Genomic DNA, 14,519 nt, shown 5'->3' with positions numbered 1-14,519 from the left:
AGGGGTCTCGGCTGGTGGCCGCGCCATGCCCGGAAGGCGATCGATCGACGCTGTCACGCTCAGCGTACCCGTAATGTCCGATACTCAGTCTGGCAACGGATGCATTGGTTTACCATCTGGAGCCGGTTGATCCGAGAGCACGTTTCACGGGCGTCGGCCACGTCCTCCCGATGTCCTCCCACCGGTGGTGCTCACTGGCGCGTTGCTGCCGCTCGTCGACAAGCCGGTCACGTTCCTGCGCGAGCCGGCCTGTCGTCAGCACCATTGCCGCGTCCGCCTCACCCGTGGACGCAGCCACGCCGATCGCCATCTTCGACACCAGGCATGTTGGTAGAGAGGGGTCCAGGGCTCCCGGGGCTTAGGCGAGCCGCCGGGTAGGGCGTCGGTACCGATGCGGTGTTCAGCCCGGTGCTTGGGTCTGGTCGTGTCCTGAGGTGGTGGGGCAGTCGCGTAGGACGCTCCAGCCGAGTATTCCGGTGAGGTGGTCGATTTTGTCGCCGACGGTGACGCCGTCGTCGGTGATGTGGCAGGCGTACATGCTGTTGTCGTGGTGGCTGTTGCGCATCTTGAACACGTTGATGGTCCGGCCGGTGTCGGTGCAGTGTTCGATGTAGCGGATCTGGAGCACGTTGTAGAACAGGAACATGAGCCCGGCCAGGGGTTCTTCCATGGGTCCGAACGTGCGGGTCTCGCTGGTGACCCAGAGGTTGGCGCCGGCGGCGCGGATGACGCCGATGATGCTGCGTAGGTAGGCGGGGAACCGGTGGGTTTCCCGGGCGGCCTGGACCATTTCGGCGAGGCTGTCGATCACGATGCGGGTCGTGGCGCCGTCGGCGAGGCCGTGGCGGATCACTGAGGTTACGACGTCGAGGTCGAGGTTGCCGACCGGCACGTGAGAGATGCCCAGCTGACCGCTGGTGCGGGCGGTGGCGAAGTCCCACCCGAACTTGCCGGCCATGCCGACGAGCTGATCTGCGGTGTCCTGGAAGGTGATGTAGAGGCATCGCTCGCCTCGGGCCAGGCCTTCGGCGACGAAACGCAGACAGCCGATGGTCTTACCCGCGCCGGAGGGTCCCAGGACGAGGGTGGCGTCACTTTCCGGTATGCCACCGGCCATCAACGCGTCCAGGCCGGGGATCCCGGTGGGGATTCGCCCGCTGGTCGGGGGCACCTCTGCCGTGAGAAACGACTCGACGCGTGGATACACCTGGAAACCGTCGTCGGTGATGTGCACCGTGTGGGCGCCGCCCAGATGGGAGGCGCCGCGCATCTTGATCACCCGCAGGCCGCGCCGGTCGACCGGGTCGCGGCGCTTGTGTGATAGCTGGAGGACACCGTCGGCCAGGGAGAACTCCGCCCCGCTCTTCATCTCCTTGGGGGTGTACTCGCCCAGCAGCAGCAGGACGGCTTTGCTGTGCGCGACGCGGCTGGTCAGGTCGTAGAGCGCCATCCGCAGGGCGTGGTCGCTGACGAAGTCGCGCAGCATCTTGACGCTGTCGATCACCACCAGCACCGGCTGATCGTCAAGGGACTTGCGGACCACCTCGTTGATCATCGGTTCGAGATCGTTCGCGCTGGTGCCACGCAGCATGTTGCCCAGGTGCACGTACTCGACCTTCGGCCCCAGGGCGGCAGCCTCGAAGAACGGAAATCCCTGCAGGTGCTCCACCAGCTTGGAATGCGGTTCCGACAGGGTCGTGTAGTAGACGGCCTTGTGCTCCACGGTGGCGTTGGCGAAACAGATCTGCTGTGCCAGGATCGTCTTGCCCGCACCCGGCGGCCCGGCCAGGACCACCACCGAACCAGGTCGCAGGCCACCGCCGAGGATCAAATCCAGGTCCGGCAGCCCGGTCGTCAGCCGCTTCATCTTGTGCCCCGTCCTTCCCGCAGCAGACCTTCGGCCACAGTGAGTATTTCTTTGCACTGATAGGGCTTGGCCAGCGCGGCGTCGGCGTCGACCGCCAGCTGCCAGTCGCCGCTGACCGACAGGATCGGAATCGCCGCGGTCGCCGGATCGGCCCGCAGCGCCCGGATGAGTTCAACGCCGCTCATCACCGGCATCATGATGTCGGTGACCACCAGATCCGGTGGCGACTGCTGCACCGCTGCCAGCGCGGCGGCACCGTTGTCTGCCTCGGTGACCTCGTGACCGGCACGGGTGAAGACCCGCCGCAGGATGAACAGCAGATCCGGCTCATCATCGACCACCAGAATCCTGCCCACCGAGCCCCACCCGTGCGCCAAGGCAGCCTCCGTGGCCCCCACCACCGACCAGGATATAAGGGAGCAAGCGTTTTTTAATGGACATATTCGCGAGGAATCCCATCCGGTGAAGGTTGCCCTAGCGGACGCCCTCCTGTGGGCAAGCGGCGAAAGGATCACCCCAGGCAGCCCAGTGGGGAGCGGCCCAGCTGCAGCGCGCCGGCTACCAGCACGCCCGGCTACCGTGCTCTTCCGGTCCTCGCGCCGTCCCCGTTAAGCCTTCTTCCGCCGTCTCGCGCCGCCACGCTGCCGCAGTTGGACTCCGGACTCGGTGAGGACACGGTGAATGAAGCCGTAACTTCCATCACGCGGCGTTGCTCGGGGGTAGTTGGTCTAGGAGCCCACAGACCCATTGGTCTTCCGCACGTCGACGAACGCCTCGAACCGCAACGGCGGCGCGTCCGGGTCCGCCGGCCGACGGTTGGCCAGCCGCGGTGCCTGGGTGTAGCGCGGCAGCCCGGCGGAGAACATCGGCTTCGCCGCGCCGTTGAGCGTCTCCACCGAGCCTTCAAATGCGGCGTGTACCCGGGCAGATCCGCGATCCGGACCGCGAACACCGCGCACGCCGCAGCGACGGTGCCCGACAGGAAGTCCTTGCCCCCGATCGATCCGGATCACCTGCGGCAGCCCACCGGCCGGGCCGTACGGCTCCTCCATGCTGATCGCCGCGCGCAGCGCCGCCAGGATGCTCTCCCGGCTTGGCGCCCCCCGGGGGTCACCGCGGTACCTAACACGATGTTCGCCGCAGTGTCGACGAACCAGGTCACCCACGGCTTCACCAACCGCCCGTCGATGTCGACCTCCACCGGCGCCTCGACATGGTCGGCCTCCCACGCCTGGGTGCGGGCGGCGTCGGCACGGCGGTCACCCGGATCGCGGATTGCGATGCGTCGCCGGCCGCTGCATGAACACGTCGTACGCCCGGGCTGCGTGCTCGCCCCTACGCAACCCCAGCCAGCTCACCGGGACTCAACGCGGCATCCACCGCCCGGTGCAACGTCCGCAGGCTCGGCGCCGGCGGCCCACCAGCCGCAGCGGTCGCGGTCAGCTCCCAGTGCACCGCAGCGACGTTGCCGCGCCAGAACGCCAGCCGCTGCCGCAGCGCGGCATCCAGCGTGAACCGCGCCCGCTCCGACGACGGCGCTCGCCCCGCCACGTGGGCAAGCCACCGCCACACCGTCCGCTCGGAAACACCCAAGCCCTGCGCCACCAGCGCGACCTGCTCCCGCGACAGCGGCCCGGCCTTCGCCAGCCCGACGAGCCGACGTACCGCGGCGTCGCGCAACACCCGCCGGTCCGAGCCCGCCATGCCGCAGCCCTCTCCCACGAACACCCCACCCAGGCCAGTCAGCGGCCCCGATCAATGTAAGGGCGCTCGAACTCCGATACCTGCTGACACGCTCGCGGCAGATCTGCTGTCACTCAAGCGGCGGCCGCTGACAACGAGATGGCAGATCTCGCACCAGCCTGCACTTGTCCGCAGTACACCCCTTGGCATTCACGGTGTTCTTCGAATGTCAGTGACGTACGGTTTGCCGCATGATTGTGTCCGAGCGGCCGCTGCAGACCCCGTGTGAGTGGGTGCGGTGAGGCGGTGCGGCAGAACGCCACGGGCCGGTTGCTGCGCTATTGCCGCGGCCGTGCGTGCCGGCAGCGGGCGTATGAGGCACGCACGGCCAGCCGTCGTCTGCAAGCCGATCTCGATACTGGGATCGTCCGGACCGAACCTGCCGAGCGGGTCGTGGAGCGTGTCGTCCGCGACCGGTACCCGCGGTCCGCGGCCGGCTGGGAGAGCGCGCTGGAGGAACTGCGAACCCAGCTGACAGACGGCACGATCGAGTTCTGGCACGCCGACCGGATCAGGCAGGCGCTCGCCGGCGCGATCGCACAGGCGCAGCTGCTTGCTGTGAGCGCGCCTGCGGCCCCGCGTCCGGTCGTCGACGAGCGCCTGGAGGAGTCGGCCGCGGTGCTGTTGCGGCTCGCCGTACGCGCCGACGACCCTCGAACGGCTCGCTGACGCGCTCGGCTTCGGCGTCGACCAGGTGGCGCCAAGCTGTCCTGGAACTCGAGCACCATGCATTGCTCGTCGCCCGCCGCGCGCAGAACGTGGTGCCGGTCGACGAGCTGCGTGTGCACACCCGCTTCGTCCTGGCGCGGGGCGCGACGGCCACCGTGGTTCTGGACCCCATCCGCAGAGAGCTTGCAACCGCGGGAGAGCGCCTGTACGCGATCGAAGTGCTGCCGCAAGCCGCCCTGGATCCCGGCCGACGGATGGTCGCCGTGGTGCGAGTTCACCGTGGCCTGACCCTGAGTTGACCCTGAGATTAATAAATTTAAGATCAACTTGTAGAAAATCAATACTGTCGTGGTCTATAACTTTAGTTATGACAGAGCGGGCAATGGACTGGCAGGAGCTGACGAATCTGACCAGGGGCAAGCCGTTCGTGGTCGAGCGGGTGCGCCTGGCCGACAACGGCGTCGCCATCGAGGGTGGGTTCGAGCCGCCGCAGCTGGCTCAGCTCAGCGTCGAGGACCAGGTGTTCGTGACGGCGTTCGTGCGGTGTCACGGCTCCATCAAGGAGATGGAGCGGATCTTCGGGGTCAGCTACCCGACGATCAAGTCCCGGCTGAACCGGATCTCCCAGAAGCTCGACTTCGTCGAGACGGATCCGGCACCGCCGCGGGCCGAGGTCATCGACCGGTTGCGGCGCGGCGAGATCACCGCGCAGCAGGCGCTCGCCGAGCTGGGTGGCGGCGCGTGATGCCGCAGTTGGTGACCGTCCGGGTGCAGCGCCCGTCGCGTCGCCTGATCCGGTTCTGGCTGCCGGTGCTGCCGGTGGCACTGGTGTTCTCGCCGCTCCTGATGCTGGCCGCGCTGGTGGCGGTCGTCGCGTGCGTGGTCTACCGCATCTCGGTGCTGCAGGCCTTCGTCACGGGATGGCGGTTCTTCTGCGCCCTGTCCGGCACCCGGGTCGACGTCCACGAGGGGCGTTCGGCCGTGCTCGTCACCATCCGATAGGGCTCGTCACCATCCGACGGGGCTCGTCACCATCCGACAAGGAGAGAAACATGACCGAACAACGCAGGGACATCCTCGACATGCTGGCCGAGGGCAAGATCACCGCGGAGGAGGCGGACCAGTTGATCGCCGCGCTCGACCGGGGGCGGCCGTCCGTGGCCACCGCGTCCGACCTGCGGCCGGCGGGCAAACCGAAGTATCTGCGGGTCGAGGTGGACACCACGGAGGGCGGCGAGCCGGGCCGCGTGAACGTGCGGGTGCCGCTGCAGCTGCTGCGGGCCGGGGTGCGGCTGGCCGCGCTCATCCCGCCGCAGGCGCTGGTGAAGGCGAACGAGGAGCTCGGCAAGAACGGGATCCCGTTCGACCTGACCCAGCTCAAGCCCGAGCAGCTGGAGGAGCTGGTGGAACACCTCGGTGACATGACCGTCGAGGTCGACCAGCCCGACGCGAAGGTGCGGGTCTTCTGTGACTGAGCTCCGGAAAGGTGCTGCAACACCTTCCCGGAGCCGCGCCGCGATCGCTCGTGACGCACAGTCGAACTGCCACCCGGAAGTCTAACCACGCCCCGGCGGGCGTCACGGTGGAGTCGTGACGCCCGCCGGGGTGCCGGCCCACCCACCGCGCTCGCCGCGCTGTTCGCGCGACCGCAGGAGTATCGCAGTGGCGTCCATGTGTGATCCTCTCCTTCGTCGTCCGTCTTCGGAGGGAAAGAGTTGACGGAGCCGGAGCGGGGGAGAGTCCGTGAAACGTCTTCTGTTCGTTCTGCTCCTCCTCGCGGCCGGCGGCAGCTGGCTGATCGCCGGGGCCGGGCACGGCCTGCGTCACGCGCATGTCACGTCGGCCGGTGTTCCGCTCGACGAGGTGCATCCGGCCGTGAGCGGCCGGCATCCCGGCGTCGTCGTCGCGCACGGCTACGCCGGGTCGGCGAAGCTGATGGCTCCGTTCGGCGACACCCTGGCGGCCCGCGGCTACGTCGTCGTCCTGCTCGACTTCGCCGGGCACGGTGCCAGCACCAGGCGGCTTCCGAACCAGGACTCCACCGGGATCCTGCAGCACGATCTCGATGTGGCACTGGCCCACCTGCGATCCTTGTCGGACGTCGACGCGTCGAAGGTCGCGCTGGTAGGGCACTCGATGGGTGCCGGCGCCGTCACTCGGTACGCGGGCGCCCACCCCGAGGTGACCGCGACCGTGGCGATCTCTCTGCCGGACGCGGCCGACGCGTCAGCCGGCCGGCCCGCGCGACTGCTCACCATGGCCGGCGCGCTGGAGTTCCCCGCCTTCCGATCGGTCGCCGGCAGTGTGGCGGCCGGCCACGGCGACCGCGCGCTCCGGATCATCCCCGGCGTCGAGCACATCACCATTCTGTACGCCCCGGAAACGCACCGGCAGATGGTGAAGTGGTTGGACGACGCGTTCGGTGGGGCACGCAACGACCATGCGATCCCGTTTCCCGCCCGGCGTCTGATCGGCACGGTTCTGCTGATGCTGGCGTTCCTGCTCGGTTTCCATCCGCTCGTGGCCTGGCTGTCCGGCACGGCCGCCCGCCCGTGGCCGCGGTGCTCCGGCTCCTCGTGGCGCAGGACGGCTCGGATCGCAGGAGTGACGGTGGTGGCGGCGGTCATCGGGGCGGTGTTCGCTCGGTTGTTGCCCTCGACTCGGCTGCCACTGGCGATCGCCGGGTACGTCGTCGGCTATGCGACGGTCACCGGGGCGTTGCTTTTCGCGTACGCGAGCAGGCGTTCCGCGTATCAGCCCGAGTCGGCGACCGGTAGTCCCCGGTTGCTGCTGGCCGTTGCGTACGCGATCACCTCGATCGCCGTACCGGTGCACTGGGGAATGACCCACGCCTGGCCGGCCGGCGATCGCTGGTGGCTGCTGGTGATCGTCTGGGCGGCGTTCGCCGTACTCGCCTACGGTTCGGAGAAGCTTTCCGGCGGCGTCGCCCTCAACCTCGTGCCGATCGCGGCGGTCTTCGTGGTCGTCCTGGTTGCTGCGGCCGTCACCGGACTGACCAGCGGTTTTGTGCTGCTCGTGCTGGTCCCGCTGATCGGGCTGCTGCTCTGGCAGGCGCTGTGGAGCGCGTTCCTGCACCGCTTCGCCGCGCCCACCTGGGCAATCGCCGTGACCGGCGCCGTCGTCGTGGCGTGGCCGCTGGCGCTCACCCTGCCCCTCGCCGGCCCCTGAGGCCGTGCCGCGGCCGGTCGTACCGATCGGCCTCGGCCAAGGCCGCCTTGAGCCGTCACTCGTGACTGTCACCCGCCATCACGAGCCCCTGGTGGTGCGAAGAAGACGTTCGGTGGTGTCTCGCGAAACAGAGCCCAGGGCAGTGGCTCTGCTGGAAGGCCGATCGGCTCCGAGGGTGTCGGCGCCTCGGGCGTGGGCCGTTCGAACCTGATGGGGCGGCGTAAGCTGGCCGCCGTGGCCAGGGCGATCGCGGAGGTGCAGACCCCAGGTCGCCGCCGGCGCTCGGAGGGCAAGCAGGCCGCCGTTCTCGACGCGGCCCAGGCTCTGTTCCTCGCCGAGGGGTATGAGGGCACGACTGTCGACGCCATCGCCGCACGCGCCCAGGTGTCGAAGCGGACCGTCTATGACCACTTCGGCGACAAGGAGACGATTTTTCTGCGGGTGCTGCAGCGGGTGACCGACGCGCTGGTGGGCACCGTCCGGACGGCGATCGACGAGGAGCTGGCCCCCGGCCGTGATCTCCGCGAGGCGTTGCTCGGCTTCGGGCACCGCATCGTCGACCGGGCTTTCGCGTCGTCGGACTACTCGGCCTTCCACCGGCTGACGTCGCGGCAACGGCCGGTGCCCCGGCTTCCCGCGGCGGTCCGTGATCGCCCGGAACAGATGCTGGCGGAGCGGTTCGCCGAACTGGCGGCGCAGGGTGCGCTGCGGGCATCCGACCCGGGCGTTGCGGCGCGGCACTTCACCGCGCTGACGATCCGTTCAGCCCAAGAAGCCACTGCCGACCGTCTGGACGAGGGCGAGGCCGCCGGGGACGGGTCGCCCTCGGCGGTCGCCGAGCAGATCATCGCCGACGGCGTGGACGCTTTTCTCCGCGCCTACCGCTGAGGCTCAGATGTCGCGCAGCCGGAACGCTACATGGCTGGCGGCGGTGATCCCCGCAGCGGCGACGGCCAGGATCAGAATGCCCGGGCCCGGGGCAAGCGTGCCGGCGCCCGGAACCACCGCGTAGGCCGCCTGACCGGCGGTTATCGGCCAGAACCGGGCGAACCAGTCACCCACGGCGCCGGGTAACCCCGGGCCGAGCGCGGGTACGAGCAGCAGTATGCCGACCAGCACGGCCAGGCTCTGGGTGGCCGATCGGAGCAGGGAGCCGACGGCCAGTCCGACAAGCCCGATCAGGGCCAGGTAGAGCGTGCCTGCGGCGAGCGCGCGGGCGACGCCCGGATCGCCGGGGCCGGCCACGGGAAGTCCCGAGCTGCCCAGCATTACCTGGACGGCGGTGAAGCTCAGCACCGTCGTGAGAGCGCTGATCAGCAACGTCAGGCCGGCGACGACGACGGCCTTGGCGGCAAGCAGCCGCGACCGGGACGGCACGAAGACCAGGCTCGTACCGATCATGCCGGTGCCGTGTTCGGCGGTGACGCTGAGTGCGCCGATCATGCCGATGATGAGCTGGGCGAACAGGAAGCCCTTCAGGCTTTCCGCGGTCGGGTCCCAGCGCGGCGGCAGGTCGGCGGAGGACGTGCCGAGCAAGTCGGAGACGCCGAGAACGCTGAGGGCGACGCCGGCCACGACGGCGCTGAGCGCCGCGAGCCAGGTGCTGCGGACGCTGCGCAGCTTGGTCCATTCGGAACGCAGGAGATTCATGCCGGCTGTCCTTCGTATTCGGTGGCGTCGTCGGTGAGGCGCAGGAAGACGTCCTCCAGCGATTCGCGGACCGGTGCCAGCTCGATGAGGGCGATTCCCTGTGCTGCCGCGATCCGGCCGACGGTGGCGGTGTCGGTGCCGGTCACCAGCAGGGCTGCGTCGGGCTGGACGCTGACGCCGGTCCCGGCGCGGGTCAGCGCGCGGGCCAGCTCATCAGGTGCCGCGGCACGCACGGTGACCGCCTGGACGGTGTTGGCCCGGACGAACTCGTCGAGGCTGGACTCGGCGATCAGCCGCCCCTGCCCGACGACGACGAGGTCGTCCGCGGTCAGTTCCATCTCCGACATGAGATGGCTGGAGAACAGGACGGTCCGGCCCTCGCGCGCCAGGTCGCGCAGGAACGTCCGCGCCCAGCGGATGCCTTCCGGATCCAGGCCGTTGAGTGGCTCGTCGAGCACCAGGACCTCGGGGTCGCCGAGCAGTGCCGTGGCGATGCCCAGCCGCTGATTCATCCCCAGGGAGAACTCGCCGGTCCGGCGTCCCGCGACCTGCGAGAGCCCGACCAGGCCGAGGACCTCGTCGACCCGTCCGCGGCCCAGACCCATGGTCTGGGCGAAGGCGAGAAGGTGATGGAACGCCGTCCGTTGCGGGTGGGTGGCACGGGCGTCCAGGAGCGCGCCGACCTCGCGCGCCGGGTTGTCGAGCCGGGCGAGGGGCCGGCCGCCGATGGTGATGGTGCCGCTGCTCGGTCTGGTCAGGCCCAGCAGCATGCGCATCGTGGTGGTCTTGCCGGCTCCGTTCGGCCCCAGGAAACCGGTGACCACTCCGGGTGCGGCGGTGAAGGAGAGCTCCTTGACCGCCGTACGGCGGCCGTAGTTCTTGGTGAGGCTGAGGGCTCGGATGCCCGTAGTGTCAGTCGTTCCCGTCAAAAGCACACTGGCGAGTGTATTTTTTGATCCTGAGATGCGGCTGAGGATGCCGTCCCACTCGAGAATGTCATCGTCGAGGAGTGCGGCCGCGCTGCGGTCGATGCACTGATTCATCGGACTGGTTGACGGTGTTCGGTGTCGGATGCGAGCCGGTCGAGCCAGCCACGATGCGGTTGCGGCCGGCGGGCTTTGGCGGCGCACACAGCCTCGTCGGCGGCGCGCAGGGGGTGGGCCGGGTCGGCTGTGGCGACGTCCGCGGCGGTCTCGATGCGCTCAGCCGCGCCTGCTGAGCGACGGGCGAAGCCGCATCCGCCGCCCTCGCGGGCTGAGCGTTCTGGGCGCCCGGCGCCTTGCGCAGCCCGCGAGGGTCCCCGCAGGAGCGACGATCTGGACCACAGCAGGGCAGGCAAGGAAGACTTGACGTTGATCTTCGGTTTCGGCTGGTCGAGCCGCGTCGAGGCCGTCGGTCCTCGTCGCGGCCGCGCGCGACTGGTCACCGCCGGGAGCCGGCCGGCGCGCAGGTGCCTCAGGCGGCCCAGTCGGCCACTGAGTAACGCAGGGTCATCTCCGTCTTGGTGGCCTGCTCCTGCGACGGCGAGACGCCGTGGGCGCTGAGGATCGCGGTCAGGCGCGCGGCCACCTCGGGGGCCTTGCCGATCGGGCAGCGGGTCGAGAACTCCAGGACGGAGGAGCCGTCCGGGAACGCCCACCTCTCCGCGCAGAGCTGACGGTCGAAGCCGGCCGGCTGGAGCTTGTGCTTGCGGACCTCGACCGGCCCGAAGACGACCAGGTCGTTCAGTGACAACCTGTCCGGGCCGCAGGCGGCGAGCAGCCGGCGCTGCGGCTGGGCGAGCAGCTTGGCGAGCGGGCGCCCGGCGTTCCAGGTGCGGGCGACGACGCCGCGGCCGAGGCGGACCTTCAGCGAGCCGGAGCAGACCTGCTGCCCGGGCATGGCGTCGATCTCCACCTCGAGGGCGTTCTTGCGGCGCAGCCATTTCGGCACGGTGTGCGAGCCGATCGGCCGGAGTTTGACGACCGCGTCGTCGGGGCGGTCGTCGTGGTCACGGATCCGCACGACCAGGCCGTGGCGGTAGAGCGCGAGATCGGGCGTGTCCAGGAAGAACACCCGGCGGGTCCGGGCCCGCGCGCGGTCGATCTCCAGCGAGCGGCACTCCCGTTCGCTGGAGACGACCTTGAGCTCGACGCGCTCGGCCTGGCCGGCGAGCTTCAGGGTGCGGCCCGAGCGGTCCACCGGGGGCACCCAGTATCCCCACTTGCCGACGTTCCTGGTGCTGGGGCGATTGCCGGGGCGGCGCGCGCGCGACTCCGCACGATCTCTGGCTGGCACGCTCGACCGACTCCCCGTTTCCCTGCTGATTAACCCTCAGTTCACCGAGTGGCAACCTTATCCGAAACCCTCCTCAAGATCACTGTGGTTTCCGTCAATGCCGCACGCGCGTGTTACCGATCGGGGGAGATGCGCCTGCGGACGTCGTCGGTGGTGGCCGGGCCGGGCTGCCACGGGGCGACCCAGGCGGCGTCGGACGCCGGATTCACGACACCCTCCTCGAGGAACGCGTACCGCCCGTCGAGGAGCCGTTTCGCCGCTTTCACGTCCAGTCTGTCCGTGTTGTCCCACAGCGCCGCGAACAGCGCCTCGGCGCGGATCCGGGCCTGGCGGCAGAACAGGTCGGCCAGCTCCAGCTCGGGCGCCCGCTGCGACGCGCCGGCGCGCACGCACGCGGCCGACATGGCGAACAGCTCGGCCCCGATGTCGACGATCCGGCCGAGGAAGCCCTGCTTGCGTTCCAGCTTTCCCTGCCAGCGCGACATCGCGTAGAACGTCGAGCGCGCCAGTTTGCGGGACGCCCGCTCGACGTACCGCAGATGCGCCGCGAGCGGCCCGAACTCGGCGAACTCGGCCGGGTTCTGCCCCCTGCCGACCGCCAGCGTCGGCAGCCAGCGCGCGTAGAACCGCCCGGCGCGCGCCCCGGCCCGGGCCTTGCGGGCCAGATCGGCGTCCGGGTCGATGATGTCGCCGGCGACCGACAGGTGCGCGTCGACCGCCTCGCGCGCGATCAGCAGGTGCATGATCTCGGTCGAGCCCTCGAAGATCCGGTTGATCCGCATGTCGCGGAGCATCTGCTCGGCCTCCGCGCCGCGCTCGCCCCGGGCCCGCAGGGAATCGCCGGTCTCGTAGCCGCGCCCGCCCCGGATCTGGATCAGCTCGTCGGCGATCTGCCAGCCCATCTCGCTGGCGAAGAGTTTCACCAGCGCCGCCTCGATCCGGATGTCGTTGCGCGCGTCGTCGGCGATCAGGCAGCAGAGGTCGAGCATCGACTCCATCGCGTACGTCGTCGCGGCGATGAAGGAGAGTTTCTTCGCGACCGCCTCGTGGCTGCCGACCGGCCGTCCCCACTGCACCCGGTCCGCCGACCACTCCCGCGCGATCGCCAGCGCCCGCTTGCCGACACCCACGCACATCGCCGGCAGCGACAGCCGGCCGGTGTTCAGTGTGGTCAGCGCGATGCGCAGGCCCTTGCCGAGCCCGCCGATCACGTTCTCCGCCGGCACGAACACGTCGTGGAAGCGGGTCACGCTGTTCTCCAGGCCGCGCAGCCCGAGGAACGCATTGCGCCGCTCGACGGTGATCCCCGGCGAGTCGCCCTCGACCACGAACGCGGTGATTCCCTTCTCCGGCACCCGGGCCATCACCACCAGCAGCGTGGCCAGGGTCCCGTTCGTCGCCCAGAGCTTCACGCCGTTGAGGCGGAAACCTCCGTCGACGGGCTCGGCGACGGTGCCCAGGCGCGCCGGGTCGGACCCGACGTCCGGCTCGGTCAGCAGGAACGCCGACACCTCGCCACCGGCAAGGCGAGGCAGAAAGGCCTGCTTCTGTACGGCGGAGCCGAACAGTTTCAGCGGCTGCGGCACCCCGATCGACTGGTGCGCGGAGAGCAGCGCGGCCGTCGAGGGGCTGACCGAGCCGATCAGCGTGAGCGCCTTGCAGTAGTGCAGGTTGGACAGACCGAGACCGCCGTACTCGCGATCGATCTTCATGCCGAACGCGCCCAGCCGGGCCAACTCGTGGAACGCCTCGTCCGGGATCCGGGCGTCGCGCTCGATCTGCTCGCCGTCCAGCCCCTCACGGACGTACGCGCCGAGCCTCCGCAGGAAATCGTCGGCCTCGGGACTGGGCGGCGCCGAGGGCCACGGATCGATCAGGTCGAGGCGGAACTTGCCGAGGAAGAGCTCCTTGCCGAAACTCGGTTTTCGCCACTCGGACTCGCGGGCGGCCTCGGCCACCTGGCGGGCCTGCTTCTCCGAGACGTCTTTCCCATGCGTCGTGGTCATCGGTTCACCCCTGGCGACGTCGGAAGTGCCTGGCCGTCACGCTACGCCGGGGTGTTACCGGTTGGTAGCCCTGCGCGATGATCGACAGCCGTCAGGGCAGGCGCAGGCGTGCCTGGACGGGAAGGTGATCGCTGGGATACCGGCCGGCACGGCGGTACGTGTTCATCAGCGCCGCCACCGCGGTGACGCCCCGCGTCGTCAGGATCCAGTCGTCACGCTCGCCGTCCGCGATCAGCGGCCCGTAGTTGTGGATCGTCGCGTAGGCCGGGCCGCGCACTGGGGCCGTCGCCCAGACGTCCTGCAGGCCGGCCCGGTCGACCAGGGTGCGGTGGACCTCGCTGACCGCCGTGGCCGGGCTGTTGAAGTCGCCGGTCAGCACGATCGGCAGCCGCTCGAACACGGCGAGCCGCCCGGCGATCAGCGCGGCGCCGTGGCGGCGGGCGTTCTCACTGACGTTGTCCAGGTGCGTGTTGGCGGCGTAGAACCGCTTGCCGGTCCGCGGGTCCTCGAAGAGCGCCCAGGTGACCATGCGGGGGCGCGCCGTCCCCCAGCTCGTCGACGCGGGGACCTCCGGCGTCTCGGACAGCCAGAAGTCGCCGGACTCCACGGCGCGCAGTCGCGTCGTGTCGTAGAAGATCGCCATGTGCTCGCCCCGGTCACCGCCGTCCCGGCCCAGGCCGAGGTAGGAGTAGTCGCGGCCGAGGTCGGCGGCGACGTCGCGCAGCTGGGTGGCGAAGCCCTCCTGAGTGCCGATGAGGTCCGGTCGCTCGTCGTCGAGCAACTCGCGCATCACGGGCCGGCGTTGCGTCCAGGTGTTCGCGCCGGCTTCGCTGGCATAGCGGAGGTTGAACGTCATGACGTCCAGGTCGGACGGTCGAGCCGGCCCGGTGAGCAGGTCGAGAGCCGAGGAGCTGACCGGGCTCGGCGTCGCTGCGGGACTCCGGGGTGGGGCCAGGCTCACCGGTGTGGACTGACTCGGCGCCGGCGCCGTCCGCGCGGGGGAGGGGCTCGGGGCCGGTGCCGCCACCACGTGGTCGCAGCCGGCCGCGGGAAGGCAGGTGAGCGCGAGAGCCAGCAGGGCCAGAGGCCGGACTCCGCGAATCGGCACGGCCCCCACC

At 69.8% G+C, this 14,519-nt stretch carries 14 protein-coding genes and 2 pseudogenes; 7 read left to right on the top strand and 9 right to left on the bottom strand.

The genetic code is table 11. The features are described 5' to 3' along the window. Nucleotides 1–400 precede the first annotated feature (400 nt). The 4 genes and pseudogenes from Acy02nite_RS01375 to Acy02nite_RS46295 form a co-directional block, all read right to left on the bottom strand. Nucleotides 401–1,867 (bottom strand): DUF7125 family protein, encoded by a 1,467-nt coding sequence (locus Acy02nite_RS01375; protein ID WP_203737773.1) that lies wholly within the window; start codon nucleotides 1,865–1,867, stop codon nucleotides 401–403. Continuing rightward, on the bottom strand, nucleotides 1,864–2,223 hold the full coding sequence (locus tag Acy02nite_RS01370) for a response regulator (protein WP_203737772.1): 360 nt from the start codon (nucleotides 2,221–2,223) through the stop codon (nucleotides 1,864–1,866). The genes Acy02nite_RS01375 and Acy02nite_RS01370 overlap by 4 nt, the downstream gene beginning before the upstream one ends. 252 nt (nucleotides 2,224–2,475) lie before the next feature. Beyond that, nucleotides 2,476–2,562: pseudogene (locus Acy02nite_RS01365) on the bottom strand (helix-turn-helix domain-containing protein); the annotation flags it as partial. A gap of 69 nt (nucleotides 2,563–2,631) precedes the next feature. Then, nucleotides 2,632–3,571 (bottom strand): annotated as a pseudogene (locus tag Acy02nite_RS46295) (TnsB C-terminal domain-containing protein); the annotation flags it as partial. Nucleotides 3,572–4,003: 432 nt separating this feature from the next. On the opposite strand from Acy02nite_RS46295, the gene Acy02nite_RS01350 reads away from it, so the two are divergent. The 7 genes from Acy02nite_RS01350 to Acy02nite_RS01320 all read left to right on the top strand — a co-directional run bounded on the left by Acy02nite_RS01350 (nucleotide 4,004) and on the right by Acy02nite_RS01320 (nucleotide 8,356). Continuing rightward, a complete protein-coding gene (locus Acy02nite_RS01350) occupies nucleotides 4,004–4,279 on the top strand; it encodes a hypothetical protein (RefSeq protein ID WP_203737766.1) in 276 nt (91 codons plus the stop codon). Between the two features lie 62 nt (nucleotides 4,280–4,341). After that, complete coding sequence (locus tag Acy02nite_RS01345) at nucleotides 4,342–4,578, top strand: hypothetical protein (protein ID WP_203737764.1); 237 nt, start codon at nucleotides 4,342–4,344, stop codon at nucleotides 4,576–4,578. 68 nt (nucleotides 4,579–4,646) lie between these two features. Then, the gene (locus Acy02nite_RS01340; RefSeq protein ID WP_203737762.1) at nucleotides 4,647–5,024 is read left to right on the top strand and encodes a DUF2089 domain-containing protein; all 378 of its coding nucleotides are present in this window, start codon (nucleotides 4,647–4,649) and stop codon (nucleotides 5,022–5,024) included. Further along, complete coding sequence (locus Acy02nite_RS01335) at nucleotides 5,024–5,281, top strand: hypothetical protein (protein ID WP_239174096.1); 258 nt, start codon at nucleotides 5,024–5,026, stop codon at nucleotides 5,279–5,281. Before Acy02nite_RS01340 ends, Acy02nite_RS01335 begins: the two co-directional genes overlap by 1 nt. 50 nt (nucleotides 5,282–5,331) lie before the next feature. Further along, nucleotides 5,332–5,754: an SHOCT-like domain-containing protein gene (locus Acy02nite_RS01330; RefSeq protein WP_203737758.1), complete on the top strand. Its 423-nt coding sequence runs from the start codon at nucleotides 5,332–5,334 to the stop codon at nucleotides 5,752–5,754. A gap of 268 nt (nucleotides 5,755–6,022) precedes the next feature. Further along, nucleotides 6,023–7,468 (top strand): dienelactone hydrolase family protein, encoded by a 1,446-nt coding sequence (locus tag Acy02nite_RS01325; protein WP_203737756.1) that lies wholly within the window; start codon nucleotides 6,023–6,025, stop codon nucleotides 7,466–7,468. A 234-nt stretch (nucleotides 7,469–7,702) separates the two neighbouring features. Next, nucleotides 7,703–8,356 carry a TetR/AcrR family transcriptional regulator gene (locus Acy02nite_RS01320; protein ID WP_203737755.1) on the top strand — a complete coding sequence of 218 codons (654 nt, stop codon included), beginning with the start codon at nucleotides 7,703–7,705 and terminating at the stop codon, nucleotides 8,354–8,356. Between the two features lie 3 nt (nucleotides 8,357–8,359). Here Acy02nite_RS01320 and Acy02nite_RS01315 read toward each other — a convergent pair whose 3' ends face one another. The 5 genes from Acy02nite_RS01315 to Acy02nite_RS01295 all read right to left on the bottom strand — a co-directional run bounded on the left by Acy02nite_RS01315 (nucleotide 8,360) and on the right by Acy02nite_RS01295 (nucleotide 14,509). Beyond that, the gene (locus tag Acy02nite_RS01315) at nucleotides 8,360–9,118 is read right to left on the bottom strand and encodes an ABC transporter permease (RefSeq protein ID WP_203737753.1); all 759 of its coding nucleotides are present in this window, start codon (nucleotides 9,116–9,118) and stop codon (nucleotides 8,360–8,362) included. Continuing rightward, entirely contained in the window at nucleotides 9,115–10,053 is a 939-nt protein-coding gene (locus Acy02nite_RS01310) for an ATP-binding cassette domain-containing protein (RefSeq protein WP_239174043.1), read from the bottom strand. The genes Acy02nite_RS01315 and Acy02nite_RS01310 overlap by 4 nt, the downstream gene beginning before the upstream one ends. 520 nt (nucleotides 10,054–10,573) lie before the next feature. Beyond that, entirely contained in the window at nucleotides 10,574–11,395 is an 822-nt protein-coding gene (locus tag Acy02nite_RS01305; protein ID WP_239174041.1) for a CYTH domain-containing protein, read from the bottom strand. A 113-nt stretch (nucleotides 11,396–11,508) separates the two neighbouring features. After that, nucleotides 11,509–13,401 carry an acyl-CoA dehydrogenase family protein gene (locus Acy02nite_RS01300; RefSeq protein ID WP_203737744.1) on the bottom strand — a complete coding sequence of 631 codons (1,893 nt, stop codon included), beginning with the start codon at nucleotides 13,399–13,401 and terminating at the stop codon, nucleotides 11,509–11,511. 91 nt (nucleotides 13,402–13,492) lie between these two features. Further along, entirely contained in the window at nucleotides 13,493–14,509 is a 1,017-nt protein-coding gene (locus Acy02nite_RS01295; protein WP_239174039.1) for an endonuclease/exonuclease/phosphatase family protein, read from the bottom strand. Nucleotides 14,510–14,519: the final 10 nt, after the last annotated feature.

It is taken from the genome of Actinoplanes cyaneus (genome assembly GCF_016862095.1).
Lineage (GTDB): Bacteria > Actinomycetota > Actinomycetes > Mycobacteriales > Micromonosporaceae > Actinoplanes > Actinoplanes cyaneus.
The sequence above is the reverse complement of the archived record's forward strand: the minus strand, read 5'-3'. Positions and strand labels throughout refer to the sequence as shown.